Origin of the sequence: Lutimaribacter degradans (genome assembly GCF_023703375.1) — a bacterium.
Taxonomy (GTDB): Bacteria; Pseudomonadota; Alphaproteobacteria; order Rhodobacterales; family Rhodobacteraceae; genus Lutimaribacter; species Lutimaribacter degradans.
Genome location: NZ_JAMQGO010000004.1, coordinates 73,386 through 93,967, shown reverse-complemented (window position 1 = coordinate 93,967; position 20,582 = coordinate 73,386). Strand labels below are relative to the sequence as shown.

General features: G+C 64.1%; 21 protein-coding genes. 10 read left to right on the top strand and 11 right to left on the bottom strand.

The window, feature by feature from the left end; all coding sequences use genetic code 11:
• Positions 1–27: 27 nt before the first annotated feature.
• The 3 genes from M8744_RS08405 (at position 28) to coaD (ending at position 2,007) form a co-directional block, all read left to right on the top strand.
• A complete protein-coding gene (locus tag M8744_RS08405) occupies positions 28–918 on the top strand; it encodes a LysR family transcriptional regulator (protein WP_251413785.1) in 891 nt (296 codons plus the stop codon).
• Positions 919–989: 71 nt separating this feature from the next.
• Positions 990–1,424 (top strand): CBS domain-containing protein, encoded by a 435-nt coding sequence (locus M8744_RS08400; protein ID WP_251413038.1) that lies wholly within the window; start codon positions 990–992, stop codon positions 1,422–1,424.
• Between the two features lie 85 nt (positions 1,425–1,509).
• Positions 1,510–2,007 (top strand): pantetheine-phosphate adenylyltransferase, encoded by a 498-nt coding sequence (gene coaD / locus M8744_RS08395; RefSeq protein WP_251413036.1) that lies wholly within the window; start codon positions 1,510–1,512, stop codon positions 2,005–2,007.
• Between the two features lie 6 nt (positions 2,008–2,013).
• Here the strand turns inward: coaD and M8744_RS08390 are convergent, their stop codons facing one another.
• From M8744_RS08390 to gap, 3 genes are all read right to left on the bottom strand, one after another.
• Positions 2,014–2,955 (bottom strand): alpha/beta fold hydrolase, encoded by a 942-nt coding sequence (locus M8744_RS08390; RefSeq protein ID WP_251413024.1) that lies wholly within the window; start codon positions 2,953–2,955, stop codon positions 2,014–2,016.
• A 72-nt stretch (positions 2,956–3,027) separates the two neighbouring features.
• Entirely contained in the window at positions 3,028–3,171 is a 144-nt protein-coding gene (locus M8744_RS08385; RefSeq protein ID WP_251413021.1) for a hypothetical protein, read from the bottom strand.
• Positions 3,172–3,247: 76 nt separating this feature from the next.
• Positions 3,248–4,249, bottom strand: a complete 1,002-nt coding sequence (gene gap / locus M8744_RS08380) for a type I glyceraldehyde-3-phosphate dehydrogenase (RefSeq protein ID WP_251413018.1) — start codon at positions 4,247–4,249, stop codon at positions 3,248–3,250.
• A 204-nt stretch (positions 4,250–4,453) separates the two neighbouring features.
• Here gap and M8744_RS08375 point away from each other — a divergent pair, with 204 nt between their 5' ends.
• Positions 4,454–5,425 carry a DUF808 domain-containing protein gene (locus M8744_RS08375; RefSeq protein ID WP_251413001.1) on the top strand — a complete coding sequence of 324 codons (972 nt, stop codon included), beginning with the start codon at positions 4,454–4,456 and terminating at the stop codon, positions 5,423–5,425.
• Here the strand turns inward: M8744_RS08375 and M8744_RS08370 are convergent.
• Entirely contained in the window at positions 5,422–5,580 is a 159-nt protein-coding gene (locus tag M8744_RS08370; RefSeq protein ID WP_251412997.1) for a hypothetical protein, read from the bottom strand. The two genes, M8744_RS08375 and M8744_RS08370, sit on opposite strands and share 4 nt — an antisense overlap.
• A 58-nt stretch (positions 5,581–5,638) precedes the next feature.
• On the bottom strand, positions 5,639–7,660 hold the full coding sequence (gene tkt, locus M8744_RS08365; RefSeq protein WP_251412994.1) for a transketolase: 2,022 nt from the start codon (positions 7,658–7,660) through the stop codon (positions 5,639–5,641).
• Positions 7,661–7,901: 241 nt separating this feature from the next.
• On the opposite strand from tkt, the gene M8744_RS08360 reads away from it, so the two are divergent.
• Together M8744_RS08360 and M8744_RS08355 are read left to right on the top strand one after the other, a co-directional pair.
• Positions 7,902–8,402 (top strand): hypothetical protein, encoded by a 501-nt coding sequence (locus M8744_RS08360; protein ID WP_251412991.1) that lies wholly within the window; start codon positions 7,902–7,904, stop codon positions 8,400–8,402.
• Positions 8,395–8,790 carry a cell division protein ZapA gene (locus tag M8744_RS08355; RefSeq protein WP_251412989.1) on the top strand — a complete coding sequence of 132 codons (396 nt, stop codon included), beginning with the start codon at positions 8,395–8,397 and terminating at the stop codon, positions 8,788–8,790. The genes M8744_RS08360 and M8744_RS08355 overlap by 8 nt, the downstream gene beginning before the upstream one ends.
• A gap of 360 nt (positions 8,791–9,150) precedes the next feature.
• Here the strand turns inward: M8744_RS08355 and grxD are convergent, their stop codons facing one another.
• The 5 genes from grxD to M8744_RS08330 form a co-directional block, all read right to left on the bottom strand.
• Positions 9,151–9,513 (bottom strand): Grx4 family monothiol glutaredoxin, encoded by a 363-nt coding sequence (gene grxD, locus M8744_RS08350; RefSeq protein ID WP_251412987.1) that lies wholly within the window; start codon positions 9,511–9,513, stop codon positions 9,151–9,153.
• Complete coding sequence (locus M8744_RS08345) at positions 9,510–9,773, bottom strand: hypothetical protein (RefSeq protein WP_251412975.1); 264 nt, start codon at positions 9,771–9,773, stop codon at positions 9,510–9,512. The genes grxD and M8744_RS08345 overlap by 4 nt, the downstream gene beginning before the upstream one ends.
• Before the next feature lie 16 nt (positions 9,774–9,789).
• On the bottom strand, positions 9,790–10,026 hold the full coding sequence (locus M8744_RS08340) for a BolA family protein (RefSeq protein WP_251412974.1): 237 nt from the start codon (positions 10,024–10,026) through the stop codon (positions 9,790–9,792).
• A gap of 66 nt (positions 10,027–10,092) precedes the next feature.
• Positions 10,093–12,252 carry a phosphoribosylformylglycinamidine synthase subunit PurL gene (gene purL / locus M8744_RS08335; protein ID WP_251413772.1) on the bottom strand — a complete coding sequence of 720 codons (2,160 nt, stop codon included), beginning with the start codon at positions 12,250–12,252 and terminating at the stop codon, positions 10,093–10,095.
• A gap of 87 nt (positions 12,253–12,339) precedes the next feature.
• On the bottom strand, positions 12,340–12,849 hold the full coding sequence (locus M8744_RS08330; protein WP_251412962.1) for a hypothetical protein: 510 nt from the start codon (positions 12,847–12,849) through the stop codon (positions 12,340–12,342).
• A gap of 118 nt (positions 12,850–12,967) precedes the next feature.
• Between M8744_RS08330 and M8744_RS08325 the strand changes: the two genes are divergently transcribed.
• Entirely contained in the window at positions 12,968–13,975 is a 1,008-nt protein-coding gene (locus M8744_RS08325; RefSeq protein ID WP_251412959.1) for a pyridoxal-phosphate dependent enzyme, read from the top strand.
• A 287-nt stretch (positions 13,976–14,262) separates the two neighbouring features.
• Here M8744_RS08325 and M8744_RS08320 read toward each other — a convergent pair whose 3' ends face one another.
• The gene (locus tag M8744_RS08320) at positions 14,263–15,168 is read right to left on the bottom strand and encodes a LysR family transcriptional regulator (protein WP_251412956.1); all 906 of its coding nucleotides are present in this window, start codon (positions 15,166–15,168) and stop codon (positions 14,263–14,265) included.
• Between the two features lie 176 nt (positions 15,169–15,344).
• Here M8744_RS08320 and M8744_RS08315 point away from each other — a divergent pair, with 176 nt between their 5' ends.
• From M8744_RS08315 to M8744_RS08305, 3 genes are all read left to right on the top strand, one after another.
• Positions 15,345–18,752, top strand: coding sequence for an indolepyruvate ferredoxin oxidoreductase family protein (locus M8744_RS08315; RefSeq protein WP_251412941.1), 3,408 nt, complete (start codon positions 15,345–15,347; stop codon positions 18,750–18,752).
• 95 nt (positions 18,753–18,847) lie between these two features.
• Positions 18,848–19,735 carry a lysophospholipid acyltransferase family protein gene (locus tag M8744_RS08310; RefSeq protein WP_251412938.1) on the top strand — a complete coding sequence of 296 codons (888 nt, stop codon included), beginning with the start codon at positions 18,848–18,850 and terminating at the stop codon, positions 19,733–19,735.
• Positions 19,736–19,752: 17 nt separating this feature from the next.
• A complete protein-coding gene (locus M8744_RS08305) occupies positions 19,753–20,565 on the top strand; it encodes a glutamate racemase (RefSeq protein ID WP_251412934.1) in 813 nt (270 codons plus the stop codon).
• The last annotated feature ends 17 nt before the right edge of the window (positions 20,566–20,582 follow it).

Below are 20,582 nucleotides of genomic sequence, written 5' to 3'. Positions count from 1 at the left end.
AGGGGGCAGGACATGAGCGGCACCGACATCCATTGGGACGACCTGCGCATCTTTCTGGCCGTGGCCCGCACCGAAAGCCTGTCGGGCGCGGGCAAGCTGCTGCGCGTCGATCCGGCCACCGTGGGCCGCCGCATCGCCCGGCTGGAAGAGGGGATGGGCACCGCGCTTTTCGCCAAATCGCCCCAGGGCTACGCGATGACGGATGCGGGCCAGCGCCTGCTGACCCATGCCGAACGGGCCGAACAGGCCATGGCCGGCGCCCTGGAAGAGGTCCAGGGCCAGGCCGGCAGCCTGTCGGGGCAAATTCGGATTGGCGCGCCGGATGGGTGCGCCAACTACCTTCTGCCGCAGGTCTGCACGCAGATCATGGCCGAGAACCCCGACCTCGAAGTGCAGATCGTCGCGCTGCCGCGCGTGGTGAACCTGTCCAAGCGCGAGGCAGACATGGCCATCGGCGTCAGCCCGCCCGCCACCGGCCGCCTGCTGGTGCAGCGGATCACCGATTACAAGCTGCACCTTGCGGCATCGCGCGCCTATCTCAAGCATCATCCGCCCATCAAGACGCTTGATGATCTGCGCGGTCACCGGATCATCGGCTACATCCCCGACATGATCTTCGACAAGGAACTGGATTACCTGAACGAGATCGGGGTCGAGCGGGTAACCATGGCCTCGAACTCGGTTTCGGTTCAGTTCAACTGGTTGCGCAAGGCCGGTGGCATCGGCGTGGTGCATGACTTTGCCATTCCCTCGGGCCACGGCATCCTCAAGGTGCTGCCCGACAAGATCAGCCTGACCCGCAGTTTCTACCTGATCCGTCACGCCGACGACCAGCGGCTTGAGCGTTTGAACAGGTTCGCCGCCGCCCTGAGCGAGGGGTTGCGCGCCGAGGTTGCGCGGCTTGAAGCGCGAAGCTGAGCGCAAACTTGACAGAATGTCGCGGCCGCGCGACGCTGATCCGGCCTGCACGAGCAAAGGGAGGGCGCGTCATGCTGGTCCATCAGATCCTTAAATCCAAGGGCGAGGGCCCTGTTATCACGGTCAAGCCGGGCATGCTGGTGTCGGATGCCGCGCAGATCCTGGCCGAACGTCGGATCGGCGGCGTGATCGTTTCAAGCGATGGCGCGGCGGTCGAGGGCATCCTTTCCGAACGCGACATCGTGCGCAACCTGGCCCTGCGCGGGGCGGTCTGCCTGTCGGAAACGGTCGACGAAATGATGACCCGCAACCCCAGTTGCTGCCGCCGCGAGGATACCGCCGACAACGTGTTGCAACGCATGACCGATGGCCGGTTTCGCCACATGCCGGTCACCGAGAACGGCGCGCTGGTGGGGATCGTGACCATCGGCGACGTGGTCAAGGCGCGGCTGGAAGAACTGGCGATGGAACGCAACGCGCTGGAGGGCATGATCATGGGCCATTAGGCGGCCCGGGCAAAATCGGGTTGCATTCCGCCGGGCAATATTATTGCGTGCTGGCAACCAAAAACGCGTTGAGCGAGGGACAGTCATGCGCATCGGCCTCTACCCCGGCACTTTCGACCCGATCACCCTGGGTCATATCGACATCATCCGCCGCGCGGCGACACTGGTTGACCGGCTGGTGATCGGTGTGGCGATCAATCGTGACAAGGGGCCGCTGTTCTCGCTGGAAGAGCGGGTCGACATGATCGAATCCGAGTGCAAGGCCCTGAGCGAGGAAACCGGCACCGAGATCGTGGCGCATCCGTTCGAGAACCTGTTGATCAACTGCGCCCATGACGTGGGCGCGCAGGTGATCGTGCGCGGCCTGCGCGCGGTGGCCGATTTCGAGTATGAATTCCAGATGGTCGGGATGAACCGCGCGCTCGACAGCTCGGTTGAAACCGTGTTCCTGATGGCCGATGCACGCCACCAGGCGATCGCGTCGAAGCTGGTCAAGGAAATCGCCCGGCTCGATGGCGACGTGTCGAAATTCATCCCGCCCCTGGTCAAGAACAGGCTTCTGGCCAAGCTGGACAAAGGCTAGGCGGGCCTAAACCCCCGGATCGTTGCGCCGGATGAAATCGGTGCAGGCCTCGGGCCGGGTCAGCGGCAACATGTGCCCGCCGGCGATCAGTTCAAGCGTGATCGCGGGATGCTCGGCCACCAGCTTGCGCCCCTGGGTCTCGGCCGACAGGATCCTGTCGTCCTCGCCAAACAGAACGGCCATTGGAACGGGCATCTCGGCATAGCCGGCGCGCATCCACTTGATATCCGTCATCGACGCCACGTAATCGCGGCTGGTCGCGACGAACGACCCGGGCCGCAGCCCCAACAGCCCGCCACCTTTCGTGCCGTAATCGGCGGGCACCCGGTCGGGGCCGAATACAAGATCGAAAACCAGGTCGGTGCTGCGCATGCCCATAGGCGTGGCCAGCGTCCATGCGGCAATCTTCCGCATCAGCGGCGACCTTATGCCAAGGCTGGCAAATGCGGGCGAGGGCGCATCGCCCCCGCGCGTGAGCGGGGCCAGCAAGGCCAGCCCACGGATCTTTTCGGGGTGGTCCAGCGCAAGGCAAACGCCGATTGCACCCCCAAGCGAATGACCCACGATCAGCGGGCGGTCCAGCCCCAGCTTGTCGATCACCTCGGCCACGTAGCCGGCCTGCGCGCGCGGGTTGGCTGCCGCGCCCTCGGGCCGCTCCGACCAGCCCATGCCGGGCCGGTCGATGGCGATGCAGCGATGGGTCTCGGCCAGCGCGTCAACCAGCGCGTAATCGAAATTGCCCAGTTGCGCGCCCAGCCCGTGCACCATCACGATGGCCGGGCCCTGGCCCTTGTCGACATAGTGCAGCCGCCCGGTCGATATCTCGATGAACTGCCCGCGCGGGGGCACCGCGGCCTCGACCTTGCGTTTGGTGTTCCAAGTGAACCAGACCAGCCCCGCCACTGTCAGCGCCACCAGCCCCAGCACAAGCCAAAGGATCGTCAGCATCTTCAAAACCCCCGTTATCGTTTGACCGCAACGATAGGGGCAGGGGGCCGCGCTGGCCAGCGGGTCGTCACGTCACCGCCAGAACGCCAGCCATTCGATCAGCGCCAGCCCCTTCTTGGCAAGGAACAGCAGGGCGGCCCCGTCTTGCGAATAGTGATCATACCCTAGGGCGGCGAGGATCAGCAGCCCAAGCGCGATGGCGATCTGGTTGGTCATGATATGCGGTCCGGGCGGTTGTGCATGGCACAGGTATGGACCGGGCCGGGGCGCCGCGCAAGCGCCCCGCGCGGGGTCAGAGCAGCCGGCCCATCGCGGCGGCCACGTCGGCCATGCGGCACGAAAAGGCCCATTCGTTGTCATACCAGGCCAGCACCCGCACCAGGCGCTTGCCTGTCACCTTGGTCTGGTCGGGCGCGAAGATCGAGCTTTCCTCGGTATGGTTGAAATCGATCGAGACCTTGGGCGCGGCATCATAGCCCAGAATGCCCTTGAGCGCGCCGTTCGCGGCCTCGGCCACGACCGCGTTCACATCCGCTTCGGTCACGTCCCTTTTGGCCACGAACGTCAGGTCGACCGCCGACACGTTGGGCGTGGGCACGCGGATGGCCGAGCCATCGAGCTTGCCCTTGAGCTGTGGCAGAACCTCGCCCAGGGCCTTGGCCGCGCCGGTCGAGGTGGGGATCATCGACATGGCGGCGGCGCGGGCGCGGTACAAATCCTTGTGCCGGCGGTCATGCGTTGGCTGGTCGCCCGTGTAGGCATGGATCGTGGTCATTATGCCGCTTTCGATGCCGATCCCGGCATCCAGCACCTTGGCCAGCGGCGCCAGGCAGTTGGTCGTGCATGACCCGTTCGAAATCATGACATCGCCCTTGGCAAGCTGGTCGTCGTTCACGCCCATCACGATGGTCTTTTGCACGTTCTTGGCAGGTGCCGAGATCAGCACCGACTTGGCGCCGCGATCCAGGTGCTTTTTCGCCTTGTCGCCATCGTTGAACTGGCCCGTGCATTCCAGGACCACGTCAACGCCCGACCAGTCCAACTCGTCCATCTCATAGGTCGAGAACATCTGCATCTCGCCCTGGCCCAGGTCCATCGTGCCATCGCCGATCTTGACCTCGTTACCGAAACGCCCGTGAACGCTGTCATAGCGGATCAGGTGAGCGGCGGTTTCCAACGGGCCGGTGGCATTCACCTTGACCACGCGCACATCCTGGCGCGCGGCCTCGGCGATGTGCATCAAGGTGCAGCGCCCGATACGTCCAAACCCGTTGATGCCAAGCGTGATGGTCATGTTCCTGATCTCCTGCACATGAGAGTGAGTTTGCGCGCGGTATAGTGTGCGCCGCCCGCGCCGGAAAGGTGAAAAGCGGCGGTTTTACACGCTGTTAGCGCAAACCGACGGCGGTTGCGCTAACAGCCCGACAAAGCAGCGGCCTTGCGGCGCGCGCTGCATGGAGTAGGGTGGCGTCAACGGGTCAGGCAGGGGTTTGCAGGTATGAGCGGTCTTTTGGCATTGCTGGATGATGTGGCGGCGATCGCGAAGGTCGCGGCCACCAGTGTTGATGACGTGGCCGCCGCCGCCGCGAAGGCCGGCAGCAAGACGGCCGGTGTCATCATCGACGACGCGGCCGTGACGCCGAAATACGTGCAAGGCTTCGCGCCCGCGCGCGAATTGCCGATCATCTGGCGCATCGCGCGCGGGTCTTTCTTCAACAAGCTGGTAATATTGCTGCCCGTTGCGCTTTTGCTGGCCAATTTCGCGCCGTGGATGGTGACGCCCCTGCTGATGCTGGGCGGGTCTTACCTTTGTTTCGAAGGCGCGGAAAAGATATTCCACACGTTGTTTCCCCATGCCGACAAGCATGTCGCGGCCGACATGTCGGTAAAAGACCCCGGCCACCTCGAAGAGGAAAAGGTGAAGGGGGCGATCAAGACCGATTTCATCCTGTCGGCGGAAATCATGACCATCTCGCTGGCCGCGATCGAGGCGCCGAATATCTGGATGCAGGGCGCCACGCTGGCGCTGGTGGGGATCATCGTGACCATCGCGGTCTATGGCTCGGTCGGGCTGATCGTGAAGATGGACGACGTGGGCCTGTTCATGGCGAAGAACGCGCGCACCGGGGCAGGCCGGACCTTTGGCCGGGGGCTGGTGAAATTCATGCCGGTGCTGCTGAAGGTGCTGTCGGTGGTGGGCACGGCGGCGATGTTGTGGGTGGGCGGTTCGATCATGGTGCACGGGCTGCATGATCTGGGCCTGGACGTGCCGTATGACCAGATCAAGCAACTGGCCGCGGCGGTGGCCGGCGGCATCGAAAGCGGCGCGGGCGCCGTGAAATGGGCGGTCACCGCGTTGAGCGACGGCCTGCTGGGCCTGGGGTGGGGGCTGCTGCTGATTCCCATCGTGACGCGGGTGGTCGGCCCGGCGATCGCGGTCGTGACGGGCCAGAAGACCACCGATCATTAACCGCGGTTTAACCGCTGCGCGCGCAGGGTGCCGGCATGAAAGCGCATCTGCCCATTCCCGCGCCCACGCTGCGGTTTTCCCATGGTCGAGAACGCGGACCGGTTCATCGTTTTCTGCAACAATGAACCGGTCCGCGTGATCTGTTGAAAATCCATGTTTCATGGATTTTCGCCCGATTTTTCGTGAAAACCCGGCGCAAGGCGGGGGCGACGGTCAGCCCAGCAGGCGTTTTACCTCGTTCACCACGGCTTCCGCAGTGATCCCGAACTTTTCGTACAGAACCTCTGCCGGGGCCGACGCGCCGAAGCTGTTCATCCCGATGAACCCGGCCTTGGTTTCGCGCCCGCGCTCGCCGCACAGCCAGCGGTCCCAGCCCTGGCGCACCGCTGCCTCGACACCCACGCGCACCGGCCCGGCAGGCAGCACGCGGCGGCGATATGCCTCGTCTTGTTCCGCGAACAGCTCCATGCAGGGCATCGAAACCACGCGGGTGCCGAGTCCCTCGGCTTCCAGCGTCGCACGCGCCTCCATCGCGATGGCCACTTCCGAGCCGGTCGCGATCAGGATCGCCTGGCGCTTGCCGGCCTCGGCCTCGGCCAGGACATAGGCGCCCTGCGCCGTCAGGTTCTTGACCTTGTGCTGGTTGCGCAGCGTCGGCACGCCCTGCCGCGTCAACGACAGAACCGACGGCGTCGCCTTGGCCGTCAGCGCCAGTTCCCAGGCCTCGGCGGTTTCCACCGTGTCGCAGGGGCGGAAGACCATCGTGTTGGGCGTGGCGCGGCTGATCGCCAGGTGCTCGACGGGCTGGTGCGTCGGGCCATCCTCGCCCAGCCCGATGCTGTCATGGGTCATGACGAAAACGCTGGGAATCTTCATGAGCGCGGCCAGGCGCATGGCGGGGCGTGCGTAATCGGTGAACGCCATGAAAGTGCCGCCATAAGGCCGGATGCCGCCATGCAGCGCCATGCCGTTCATCGCCGCCGCCATGCCGTGTTCGCGGATGCCCCAATGCACGTAGCGGCCCTTGCGGTTATCCACGTCAAAAACGCTCATATCGGCGGTCTGCGTGTTGTTCGAGCCCGACAGGTCGGCCGAGCCGCCCACGGTTTCGCCCATCACCGGGTTGACCAGTTCAAGCACCATTTCGCTGGATTTGCGGGTTGCCACCTTGGGCGTGCTTTCGCTGACCTGTTTTTTCAGCGCGCGGATCACGGCAGACAGCTTTTTCGGCACGTCGCCCGCCAGCCTGCGTTCAAACTCGGCCCGGCGGCGCTCGGACAGCTCTGCCATCCGCTCTTGCCAGGCGGCGTGCTCGGGCGCACCGCGGCGGCCGATCTCTTCCCATTGCGCCTTGATCGCCTCGGGCACCTCGAAGGGGCCGCCCGTCCAGCCATAGGCCTGTTTCGCGGCGGCCAGTTGCCCCGCATCGGTCAGCGCCCCGTGGCCCTTGGACGTGTCCTGTGCCGCATGGCCCAGCGCGATATGCGTCTTGCACGCGATCATCGAGGGTTTGCGCGATTTCTTCGCCGCCGCCAGCGCGGCGTCGATGGCCTCGGGGTCGTGACCGTCGATTTCCTGCACGTGCCAGCCCGCCGATTTGAACCGGGCCACCTGGTTGGTGTCGTCGGCCAGCGAAACCTGGCCGTCGATGGTGATGTTGTTGTTGTCCCACATCACGATCAGCCGGCCCAGGCGCTGTCGGCCCGCAAGGGTGATCGCCTCCTGGCTGACCCCTTCCATCAGGCAGCCGTCGCCCGCCATCACGTAGGTGAAATGATCGACGATCTTCCTGCCGAAGGTGGCGCGCTGCATTTCCTCGGCCATGGCAAAGCCCACCGAATTGGCAAGCCCCTGGCCCAGCGGGCCGGTGGTGGTTTCGACCCCGTCCAGCAGGAAGTTCTCGGGGTGGCCGGCCGTTTTCGCGCCCCACTGGCGGAAATTGCGCAGCTCTTCCAGCGTCACTTGCTGGTAGCCGGTCAGGTACAGCAACGAATAGATCAACATGCTGCCGTGACCCGCCGACAGGATGAACCTGTCACGGTCGGGCCAAAGCGGCGCGGCGGCGTCGAACTTCAGGTGCTTTTCGAACAGCACGGTTGCCACGTCGGCCATGCCTATCGGCATGCCGGAATGGCCGGAATTGGCGGCATGCACCGCATCAAGCGTCAGGGCGCGAATGGCGGCTGCGCGCATCCAGTGATCGGGGTTTGCGGAACGCAGGGCTGAAATGTCCACGGGGGGATGTCCTCTGATAGCGGGGCTTGGGTCTCAGTGCTCAATACCAGCCCCGTGCCCAAGATCAAGCGGACGCGCTAAGTGCTTGGTGTCAAAGGGGGCGCATTTTGACGGGGCATTGGATAGACTGTCGTGCAAAAGGAATACCCGGCCGATTCGCCGGGCAGTTCCACAGGCCGGCGCAGCGGATCGAAAAGGCAAACGCCACCCTGCGCCATGACAAGGGTGAAGGCAAAGAGGCATGAGCGATATCACCGAACTGGAACGACGCCTGACAGCCGCGATGGATCGCATCGCGCGCGGTCTTGACGGTATCGGGGCCGCACCGGGCGGCGCCGACCCCGAAGAGATGGCGCAGCTGAAACAGGCGCTCGAAGATGAAAAGCTGGTCACCGCCCAGCTTGAAGAGCGGATCAAGACCCTGCATGAACGCCAGGACAAGGCCAGCACCGCGCTGCAATCGGAACTCGACGAAGCGCGCAGCACGGCGGCCCGGCTGGATGACGAATTGCAGCGGCTGCGCCAGGCCAGCGAACAGTTGCGCGAAAGCGTGGCCAAGCTGCGCGAGGCAAACGCTGCCGGCGTTGCCGAGCCGCACCTGATCAACAAGGCCATGCTGGCCGAGATCGAGGCGTTGCGCGCCGCGCGCGCCACCGATGTGGCCGAGGCCGACGCCATCATGGCCCGCATCGCGCCGCTTCTGGCGCAGGGCACGGACACGGAGGAGGGGGAAAATGCCTGAGGTTGAAATCCGTATCGGCGGCCGCGCCTTCGAAGTGTCCTGCCAGGAAGGCGAAGAACATTACCTGATGGCCGCGGCCGCGATGCTCGATACCGAGGCCGCGACGCTCAGCCAGCAGATCGGGCGTCTGCCCGAGGCGCGTATGCTTTTGATGGCCGGCCTGATGCTGGCCGACAAGACGGCGGGCGTCGAAGACAAGCTGCGCGAGGCCGAGGCCAGGATGGCCGACATGCAGGCCGAGATCGAGCGGTTGAAATCCGCACCCGCGCCCGAACCTGAACGGATCGAGGTGCCGGTGATCCCTCCGCAGATCACGGAAACCATGGCCGAACTGGCCGCGCGGGCCGAGTCGCTGGCCGACCGGCTGGATGAAAACGCCAAGGCCTGAGGCGCGGGGCAGGGGCGAAACGCGGTAACGCGGGCACCCAACCTTCGGCCGGGGCAGCCGTGGCCGAACGGCCCCGAACCCGGGGCGTGGCGCGCTGCGTATTCCGCTCAAGGCGCAAGCGCCCTGGGCGACGCCGCGTTAACCTTTGGTCGGCTTGGGCGCGGCAGCGCCCGCGCGGTATCCAGCCGAAAGCGCGCGGTTTTGGTGCCGGGCGGGGCGGCGGCGCCAGCTTGGGTCTCGACCGGACCTATTTTCACGGGGCAGGATGCAAAAAGCGCGCGATTGCCGTGGCATATCGCGCGCTCTTAACAGGCCGGGCGGGGCGTTACCGTGCGGTTTTCGCCCAGGATCGCGCGGAAGTCAGGCGTTCGCTTCGCGGATCTTGTCGGCGGCATCCTTGTCATAGGCCACGCCGTTCTGCTCGAACATCTGGTCCAGCTCGCCCGACAGGGTCATCTCGGTGATGATGTCGCAGCCGCCCACGAACTCGCCCTTGACGTAAAGCTGCGGGATGGTGGGCCAGTCGGAATAATCCTTGATGCCCTGGCGGATCGCGTCATCCTCGAGCACGTTCACATCGGCAAAATCAACGCCCATGTAGGTCAGCACGCCCGCGACACGCTGCGAAAACCCGCATTGCGGCATCGTCTTGGTGCCCTTCATATACAGCACGACATCGTTGGACTTGTTCGTTTCCTCGATCTTGGTCTTGGCGTCGGTCATTCTGATTTCCCTTTCACATCAGTGATTTGGCGTTTCGCCGCCGGCACGAAGCGGCGGGCGTATTCCTGTGGGTCACGCGGCACTTTCCAGCTTGTGTCATGCCCGCCCAAGCCCGAACTGTAGTTGGAGCGCAGCGTGTGGTACCCCTTGCCCGGTTCGCTGCCGCGCGGCGCATCGTCACCGCCCTGCGCACGCTGGCGCACCACGCCGATCGCCACGGTCACGGCCAGGATCAGCCCCAGCAGGATCGGTATGGTCACGCCGGTTCCCATCGGCCTAGTCGGGCGCGCGCGTTGTCAGTGCCAGGGCGTGCAATTCGCCGCTGGGGCCATCCATCTTGCCCTTCAAGGCGGCGTAAACGGCCCGCTGCTGCTGCACCCGGTTCTTCCCGCGAAAGCTCTCGTCGATCACCACGGCGGACATGTGAACACCATCGTCGCCCTCGACGATGATCTGCGCATCGGGGAAGGTTACGCGCAGAAGGTCTTCGATCTCCTGGGGATGCATCGGCATTGGTAAGGTCTCCTGTGCTTCACTTGAAAGATGTAAGGGTGATATGTCTTTAAGGCAAGCCGCCGATCACCCGACCGCAGCCTCGAACGCGCCGCGATACAGCGCGGCAAGTTCGCTCAAAGGTGCCTCGGCCCCGCCCATGCGCACGTTGGAACCTGTGAACTTGCCAACGGTCTTCAGCGGCAAGCCCGCCCGGCCAGCGGCAATCATCAGCGCCTCTGCCTGGTCGAAATTGCACGCGATCAGGTAGCGGGCCTGGTCTTCGCCGAATAGCTGGCCCATGTCGCCGTCATCGAGTTGCACCCCGACGCCGCCGGCCTCGGCCATCTCGAACGCGGCCAGGGCCAGCCCGCCATCGGCCAAGTCGGTGCACGCCTTTATCATCTCGTGATTGGCGCGGATGAATTCGCCATGCGCGCGCTCGGCCTCCAGGTCGACATGGGGCGCGTCGCCGTCTTCGCGGTTGAACACCTCGTAGAGCAGCGCCGACTGGCCCAGATGGCCTTGCGTTTCGCCCAGCAAAAGCGCCACGTGCCCGTCACGCGCGCAGCCGGTGATCGCCTGTTCGGGGCCGTCGATCAGGCCCACGGCGCAGATCGTGGGGGTGGGCAGGATTCCCTGGCCATCGGTTTCGTTGTAAAGCGACACGTTGCCCGACACGATGGGCGTGTCCAGCACGCGGCAGGCCTCGCCGATCCCCTGGATCGCACCGACGAACTGGCCCATGATCTCGGGCTTTTCGGGGTTGCCGAAGTTCAGGTTGTCGGTGGTGGCCAAGGGCCGCGCGCCGACGGCGCAAAGATTGCGATACGCCTCGGCCACGGCCTGCTTGCCGCCCTCGACAGGGTTGGCCCGCACGTAGCGGGGCGTGACATCGCTGGTAAAGGCAAGGTGCTTGTCGGTGCCGTGGACCCGCACGATGCCCGCGCCAAGCCCCGGCGTCTGGACCGTGTCGGCCATCACCATCGTGTCATACTGTTCATAGACCCATTGCTTGGCGGCATAGTTGGGGCTGCCAATCAGCGCCTTGAGCGCGTCGATCGGATCGACGCCGGGCACGTCATCGAGCGGCTCGGGCGCTTCGGTCGGGGCCCAGGGGCGGTCGTATTCGGGCGCGGCCGAAGACAGTTTCGACAACGGCAGATCGGCCTTTACGTCATTGCCATGCAGGATCAGGAACCTGTCTTCGGCGATGGTTTCGCCGACGATGGCGAAATCCAGGTCCCATTTCTCGAACACGGCGCGGGCCTCGGCCTCCTTTTCGGGGCGCAGCACCATCAACATGCGTTCCTGGCTTTCGGACAGCATCATTTCATAGGCGGTCATGGCCTCTTCGCGCTGCGGCACGTCGTCAAGTTGCAGCTGGACGCCCAGCCCGCCCTTGTCGCCCATTTCCACGGCCGAGCAGGTCAGCCCCGCCGCGCCCATGTCCTGGATCGAGATCACCGCGCCGGTGGCCATCAGTTCAAGCGTGGCCTCCATCAGGCGCTTTTCGGTGAACGGGTCGCCCACCTGCACGGTCGGGCGCTTTTCCTCGATCGACTCGTCGAACTCGGCGCTGGCCATGGTGGCGCCGCCCACGCCGTCGCGCCCTGTCTTGGCGCCGAGATAGACTACCGGCATGCCGACACCGCTGGCGGCCGAGTAGAAGATCTTGTCGGCATCGGCCAGGCCCGCGGCAAAGGCATTCACCAGGCAGTTGCCATTATAAGCAGCATGGAAACGCACTTCGCCCCCGACGGTGGGCACGCCGAAACAGTTGCCATAACCGCCGACCCCCTCGACCACGCCATGCACGAGTTGCCGGGTCTTGGGGTGGCTTATCTCGCCGAATGACAGGCTGTTCATCGCCGCGATGGGGCGCGCGCCCATGGTGAACACGTCGCGCAGGATGCCGCCCACGCCGGTGGCCGCGCCTTGGTAGGGCTCGATATAGCTGGGGTGGTTGTGGCTTTCCATCTTGAACACCACGGCCTGCCCGTCGCCGATATCGACGACACCCGCGTTTTCACCGGGTCCGCAAATCACCTGCGGTCCTTCGGTGGGTAGGGTGCGCAGCCATTTCTTGGAGGATTTGTAAGAACAATGTTCGTTCCACATGGCCGAAAAAATGCCCAGTTCGGTGAATGTGGGTTCGCGGCCAATGATTTCCAGGATGCGGTCGTATTCATCGGGTTTCAGCCCGTGTGCTTCGATCAGGTCGGTGGTGATCTTTGGCTCGTCCATGTGCTGTTTCCCCCGTGGCGCATGCGCCGGTGTTGACATCTCGGGCCTCCTTTAAGGCATCGGGCGCGCTGGGGGAAGAGGCATGGGCTAGCCCGGTTGCGTCACCGCGTGGCACAGCGCGGCCTGGATCGCGGGGGGCAAGGTGGGGGCATGGCGAATGTGGCGCGGGGCGCGCCCGCGCGGGTGCTCGGCCAGTGCAAGCAGGTCGCTGCCCGCCACCAATGCGACCTGGCGGTGCAGCCCCCCGCCTTGGACCATTTGCAGCGGCGGGGCGTGGTCGTCCATCACGAAGATCGGAGCCTTGCGGCCCGTCAGCAGCGAAAGGGGGCTGCGGCGCGGCACCGTCCAGGCATGGAAGAGGTTCGGGCCTTCCAGCGTCATCTGCCAAGGGCGCCACAGGGCGGCCTGGCCATCGTTCAGCTGCCCCAGCGAGATGTCGAAGGCCAACCCGTGCAGGCGCACATGGCCCGGCCCGCGGCCTGCCGGAATCACGTGGCCGGCCACGCCGTCCTCGGTTTCGGCGCTCCACGCGGTTTCGCCGCGCGCGGGGGGCGTCAATGTCAGGGTGGCGGTCAAGAGATCCGAGTGCTGGGCCATGAAGATCACATAGGGTAGCTTGGGCCGCTCTGCCACCCGGCGCTAGGCGCGAAATGCATGTTGACGCGGGGCGGGGCGGTGGCTTTGCTGCGCGACGGGGCGGCAAGAGGGCCAGAACATGTTGCACAACCGGTTTCGCGGGCAGGGGCTGGCGCTGGATGCGCCGTACCCCAGCATTGACGGCGAGGCGCCGCGCCACCTGCTGGTGCGCTGCCCGGTCCATGCCGCCACCCCCCTGGTCGACGCGCCCGGGCTGGCGCGCCGGGCGGGCGTTGCATCGCTGCATGTCAAGGACGAACGTGGGCGCATGGGGCTGGGCAGTTTCAAGGCGCTTGGCGCGGCTTATGTCATTGCCCGCGACGCGGCGGGCGGTCAGGCCTCCGGGCGCGGGTATGTCACGGCCAGCGCGGGCAATCACGGCCTCTCGGTCGCGGCCGGGGCACGTGTGTTCGGCGCGCAATCGATCGTCTACCTGGCACGGACCGTGCCCGAAGGTTTTGCCGACCGGTTGCGCGCCCAAGGGGCCGAGGTGCGGCGCGCGGGTGCCGATTATGCCGCCAGCATGGCCGCCGCCGAGACCGCGGCGCACGACGAGGGGCTGGTGCTTTTATCCGACAGCTCCTGGGCTGGGTACAGCGAGATTCCGCATCGCCTGATGGAGGGGTACTTGGTGCTTGCGGCAGAGGCCGCCGAACAGATGCCGTGGCCGCCGACGCATATCCTGCTGCAGGCGGGCGTTGGCGGGTTGGCCGGCGCAGTGGCCGCCCATGCCCGCCACGTCTGGGGCGAGGCGCCCATCATCGTCGTGGTCGAACCCGAGGCCGCGCCCGCACTGCACGACGCCATCGCCGCGGGCAAGAGTGTCGATGCGCAGGGGCCCGCCAGTTGCATGGGGCGGCTCGATTGCAAGAGGGCCAGTTGGATCGCCCTGCGGGGCCTGTCGCGCGATGCGGACGGTTTTGCCCTGTTGTCCGAAGGCCAGGCGCAGGCCGCCATGCCCGTGCTGGCGCGGGCCGGGCTTGCCACCACGCCTTCGGGCGGGGCTGGGCTGGCGGCGTTGCTGGCCGGGCTCGACCTGCCCGCGGACGCACGGGTCATCGCGATCTTGTCGGAAGCGCCGGAATGACCGCGCGACCTTGGCGCAAAGACAGGGGCCTGTTGGTCCGTGTGCCGCGACATTCGTCAACGAACCACGGTCTCAACCACGCTCGATAGGGTTGAACGGCGTTGGGCAAAAAAAAGGCCGAGCACTAAGCTCGGCCAAAGTCCAACAGGGAGGTATGAAGATGATGAAGATTTGATCGTCATCACCGTCACGTGCTGAATTAGGCGTCTGGTCTTGTCTGATCAAGCCAAATCATGCCGCAGGTGCAGCATGCCCGATATGCGCCAAATGCATATCTGGGCGGGCTGCTAGTAGATCGACTGATCCTTCAGGTGTTTGCGGTAGTTCATGATCTCTTCCTGAACGAAATCACGGAACGCCGAGATGCGCTTGGAGTGGCGCAATTCCTCGGGGTAGGCCAGGAAAACCGGAACCTCGCTGGATTCCACCTCGGGCAATACGCGCACAAGGTCGGGAAAGTCGCGCATCAGGTAATTCGGCAGAACGCCGATGCCCAGATCGTTCAACACGGCTTGCAGCACGCCGAAATAATTGTTCACGGTCAAGGTTGAGTGCACATCATGTGTCATGAGCTCGGCCACCAATGTCGCGCCGGCGCCAACCTGTGTCGATGACGGGTTCTGGCAGATCAGCCGGTGGTCGACGATGTCGGACACATCTTCGGGTATGCCGCGACGCTCGATGTAGCGCGGCGAGGCGTAAAGCTGCATGCGCACGCCCATCAGGCGTTTGCGGATCAGGTCGGCCTGGCTGGGCTCTTTCATGCGAATGGCGACATCGGCCTCGCGCATGGGCAGGTCCAGTACCCGCTCTTCCAGCATCAGGTCGATCTTGAGATCGGGGTATTTTTCGTAAAGCGCGGGCAGACGCGGTGCCAGCCACAAGCTGCCAAAGCCCGTCGTGGTCGTGACGCGCAGCTGGCCGAACACTTCGTCTTCGCTGTCGCGAATACGGGCCGACGCGGTATCGAGGCGCTTGGCCATGGCCGTCGTGGCATCGAACAAAAGCTCGCCCTGCTCGGTGAGAATCAGCCCCCTGGCGTGGCGGTGAAAAAGGGTGGTATTCAGGCTTTCCTCAAGCGCGCGCACCTGCCGGCTGACGGCAGATTGCGAAAGATGCAGCGCCTCACCCGCGTGGGTCAGGCTGCCGGCATCGGCCACGGCATGAAAAATTCTTAGTTTGTCCCAGTCCATATCCACAACTTCCGATTCATCCGTAACACATAATTGAAATATTCTTAAAAATAACAGATTGGCCTGTGGTTACGTAGGGTGATTTCCGCTGTAAAGGGGTTTAGGTCACAAAATTTGACCTAAAACTGCGCGCGATTTGCGCTATAGTTATGCCAAACGTGCGATGGGAGGACGTCATGACAAAACCGGAAATTTCCTTGAACGACCGGTTCGATATCGAAAAATCTCCGGTGCTGTTGAACGGCACGCAGGCACTGGTGCGCCTGATGCTGATGCAAAAGGCGCGCGACCGCGCGGCCGGGCTGAACACGGCCGGGTTCGTGACTGGTTATCGCGGCTCTCCTCTTGGGGCGGTCGACATGCAGATGAACCGCGCGGCAAAGTTTCTGGCCGCGGCGGATGTGAAGTTTCAGGAGGGCCTGAACGAAGACCTGGCCGCCACCGCGCTGTGGGGTAGCCAGCAGGCCGAATTGCGCGGCGAGGGCAAGTTCGATGGTGTCTTTGGCCTGTGGTACGGCAAAGGGCCGGGTGTTGACCGCACCGGAGACGTGTTCCGCCATGCCAACATGGCCGGTAGCAGCCCCAATGGCGGGGTGCTGGTGGCGATGGGCGATGACCATACCGGCGAATCCTCGACCGTGCTGCACCAGTCGGAATGGGCATTGATCGATGCGCAACTGCCTGTTGTCAGCCCTGCGGGTGTGCAGGAAATTCTGGATTACGGGATTTACGGTTATGCACTCAGCCGGTTCGCCGGTGTCTGGGTCGGGCTCAAGACCATGAAAGACACGGTCGAGGCCACCGCCGTGGTCGATGGCCGCCCTGACCGCATGCAACTTGTCCGCCCCGATTTCGATATGCCCGAGGGCGGTTTGAACATCCGCCTGGTCGACGACCGTATCGCGCAAGAGGCGCGATTGATCGATTACAAGCGCGTCGCCGCCGAGGCATTTGCCCATGCGAACGGGATCGACAAGCGCGCCTGGGGCAAGCCCGGTGCCAAGATCGGCATCGTGAGCCACGGCAAAAGCTGGCTGGATACCGTACATGCGCTGAGCCTGTTGAACATCGACGCGGCCGAGGCCGAACGGCTTGGCATCACCACCTACAAGGTGGGGCAGGTCTGGCCACTGGACATGAAGGGCTTTTCGGAATGGGCCGAGGGGCTGGACCTGATCATCGTGGTCGAGGAAAAGCGCAAGCTGCTGGAAGTGCAGATCAAGGAGGCGATCTTTGACGATCGTCGTGGTCGCCGCGTCTACGGGTGGCGCAAGGAAAACAGCGGACCCGAACTCTTCCCGGCGAAATGGGCGCTGGACCCCGTCATGATTGCCGAAAAGCTGGGCGGTATCCTGATCGAGGAAGGCCGCGACGGCGACGGGATCAAGGCCGGCATGGCCGCGCTGGAAGAGGTGCGGCGCAACGACAATGCCGAGGATATCGCGGCACGACTGCCCTATTTCTGTTCAGGCTGTCCTCATAACAGCTCGACCAAGGTGCCCGAAGGCAGCCGCGCCTTTGCCGGTATCGGTTGTCACTTCATGGTGCAATGGATGGACCGTGACACGCTGGGTTATACCCATATGGGCGGCGAGGGCGCGAACTGGATCGGCGAGGCGCCGTTCTCGACCTGCAACCACGTGTTCCAGAACCTGGGCGACGGCACGTATAACCACTCGGGCATCATGGCCATTCGTGCCGCGTTGGCCGCGGATGTGAACATCACCTACAAGATCCTTTACAACGATGCCGTGGCCATGACCGGCGGACAGGGCAACGAGGGTGGCCTTGATGCCTATCGGATCGTCGAAGAGATGCGCGGCATGGGGGTGAAGCATGTTTTCGCCGTCTACGACGAAAAGGAAGAGGTCGACCTCAGCCGCTTTCCCAAGGATGTCGAAACCTTCGAACGTGCCGACTTGCAGACCGTTCAGGAACGCTGCACCAAGCTGGAGGGCGTGTCGGTCATCGTCTATATCCAGACCTGCGCCGCCGAAAAGCGCCGCCGCCGCAAGCGCGGGCAGTTTCCCGACCCGGATCGTCGCGTGTTCATCAACTCGGATGTCTGCGAAGGCTGCGGAGATTGCGGGGTGCAATCGAACTGTGTCTCGATCGTGCCCAAGGAAACCGAACTGGGCCGCAAGCGCGCCATCGACCAATCAAGCTGCAACAAGGACTTTTCCTGTCTCAAGGGCTTTTGCCCCTCGTTCCTGACGATAGAGGGCGCGACGGTGAAAAAGGCCGCGACCACCGATCTGACGCTGCCCGACATGCCCGCGCCCACCCTGCCCACCATCGACGGCACCTGGAACGTGGTGATTACCGGCGTTGGCGGCACGGGCGTTGTAACCATCGGTGCGGTGCTGGCACAGGCCGCGCAGATCGACGGCAAGGGCGCGGGCATGATGGAAATGGCCGGGCTGGCGCAAAAGGGCGGCGCTGTGCATATCCATTGCCGGATCGCCGAAAAGCCCGACGATATCAGCGCCGTGCGTGTCGCCACCGGCGAGGCCGATGCCCTCATCGGCGGTGATCTTGTCGTCAGCGCGGGGGCTTCGACCCTCGGGTTGACGCAACAGGGCCGCACCGGCGCCGTGGTTAACAGCCACGAGATCATAACCGGCGATTTCACTCGCGATACCGAGTTCGCATTGCCCAGCGACCGGCTGTCGCTGGCGCTTGAGGCGCGGCTGCGTGACAAGGCCATCCTGTTCGATGCGTCCGACCTGGCCAGGGTCACGCTGGGGGATTCGATCTATTCCAACATGATGATCTTTGGTGCCGCATGGCAGCGCGGGCTTGTGCCGGTCAGCTACGAGGCGATCAAGAACGCCATCGACCTCAATGGCGCCGCGGTCGAGCGTAACCTGCGTGCCTTTGAAATCGGGCGCTGGGCCGCGCTTTACCCGCAGGACGCCGAAAAACTGCTGACGTCTACGGTGGTGGACAAGCCCAAATCGCTGGACGAGAAAATCGCCTTTCGGGCCAATCACCTTGTGGCCTACCAGGGCAAGCGCCTGGCCAAGCGTTACACCAACATGCTGGACGGGATCGACGATCTGCGCCTGAAAGAGGCGGTGGCCAAGGGCTATCACAAGCTGCTTTCGTACAAGGACGAGTACGAGGTCGCACGGTTGCACCTGGACAGCTATGAAAAGGCAAGCCAGGAGTTCGAGGGCGATTTCAAGATGAAATTCCACCTCGCCCCGCCGCTGTTGTCAAAGGATGGCCCCGATGGGCGCCCGCAAAAGCGGGAGTTCGGTCCCGGCATGATGCGCTGGTTCCGCTTGCTGGCAAAGATGAAGGGCCTGCGCGGGACACCGCTTGACCCGTTTGGCCGCAGCACTGAACGCAAGATGGAACGCGCGCTGATCAAGCAATACGAGGCCGACATGGCCGACCTGCTGCCCAAGGTGACACCCGACACCATGGATGCAGTGGTTGCACTGGCCGAATTGCCCTTGCAGATCCGTGGCTTTGGCCCTGTCAAAGAGGCCAATGAGCGCAAGGCCGCCAAACGCCGCGAAGAGTTGTTGGCCGTGATCCGCGCGGGTGGCAGCGGCATGGCCAAGGCAGCGGAGTAAGAGCGGTCTTCGGCATGGTTACACAAACTTTAAAAAATCTGGTCAGACTCGTCATGACGACGTAAACGAGCGCCAGGTTTTCGGAGGACGTGACCATGCCGGGCCAGCGGCAGATCGCCCGCGATATTTCATATGCCCATTCCGCCAGCACGCGCGGCGGAAGGGCCATGATCCGCGTGATGGAGAACGTGACCGGGCGGATCAGCCTGATCAAGCGGGCCGCCGGCTACGAACACGAGGTCGCCGCCGGCCGTGATTTTTGGCAGGTCATGGTTGACCGCTACGGGCTTTCCCTTGAAGTCGCGGGCGGTGACCTTGCCAATATTCCCCGGACAGGTCCGTTGATCATGATCGCCAACCATCCCTATGGCATCCTAGACGGGTTGATGATGGGGCATATGCTGTCGGTTGTACGGGGCGATTTCAGGATACTGGCGCACAAGGTTTTCCAAAAGGCCGAAGACCTGAACCGTATCATCCTGCCGGTGAGTTTCGACGAGAGCCGCGCGGCGATACAGGAAAACCTTGAAACCCGGAGAGAGGCGCTGCGCTACCTTGGCGCGGGCGGGGCGATCGGCATCTTTCCCGGTGGCACTGTCTCGACGGCGAGCAAACCCTTCGCGCAGCCGATGGACCCGGGATGGCGATCGTTTACCGCGCGGATGGTGGCAAAATCGGGTGCCACCGTGGTGCCGGTCTATTTCGATGGCCATACCAGCCGCTTGTTCCAGATCGCCAGCCACCTGCACACGACGCTTCGGATGGGCCTGCTGATCAAAGAGTTTCGCAAACGCGTGGATACGCCGGTCAGGGTGGTGATCGGGCAACCAATCGACCGTGGCGAGATCGCCGCGCGCGCGTCGGATGCGAAGGCGATGATGGATTTCCTGCGCAAAGCCACGTATGAATTGTCGCCGACGCCGTTGCGCAGCTATGACTACGGCTTCGAATTCGAGGGCAGGCACCGCGCCCGAGGCGCGTGACAGACGGGACATGGCGCATGGCTGTTGGTATTTTCGATTCCGGTCTGGGCGGGCTGACCGTGCTGGAGGCCGCGCGCAAACGGTTGCCAGATGTGCCGTTCGTCTATTTCGGCGACAGTGCCCATGCCCCCTATGGTGTGCGGGATGCCGATGACATCTATGATCTGACCACAAGGGCGGTTGAACGGCTGTTCGATGCGGGCTGCGACCTGGTTATCCTGGCCTGCAACACGGCCAGCGCAGCAGCCCTGCGCCGCATGCAGGAGTCATGGGTGCCGCGCGAAAAGCGGGTGCTGGGCGTCTTCGTGCCCTTGATCGAGGCGTTGACCGAGCGGCAATGGGGCGACAATAGTCCTCCGCGCGAAGTGGCGGTGAAACACGTGGCGCTGTTTGCCACGCCTGCCACCGTGGCCAGCCGCGCCTTTCAGCGGGAACTGGCGTTTCGTGCCATCGGCGTGGATGTCGAGGCGCAGGCTTGCGGTGGTGTCGTCGATGCCATCGAAGAGGGCGACATGATCCTGGCCGAGGCATTGGTGCGCAGCCATGTCGATGCGCTCAGGCGCAAGATGCCGTCACCGCAGGCGGCGGTTCTGGGCTGCACGCATTATCCGCTGTTGCAGGACGTGTTCCAGGAAGCCCTTGGCGCACAGGTGAACGTATACAGCCAAGCTAACATTGTGGCCGAAAGCCTGGCCGACTACCTTGAGCGTCATCCGGGCATGATCGGCCCAGGCACGGCCGAGGCATATCTGACAACGGGTGACCCCGCGCGCGTCTCCAACCGGGCCACGCAATTCCTGCGTCGCGAAATCCGGTTTACGGCCGCGTGAGTTTTCGACTGGCCTGA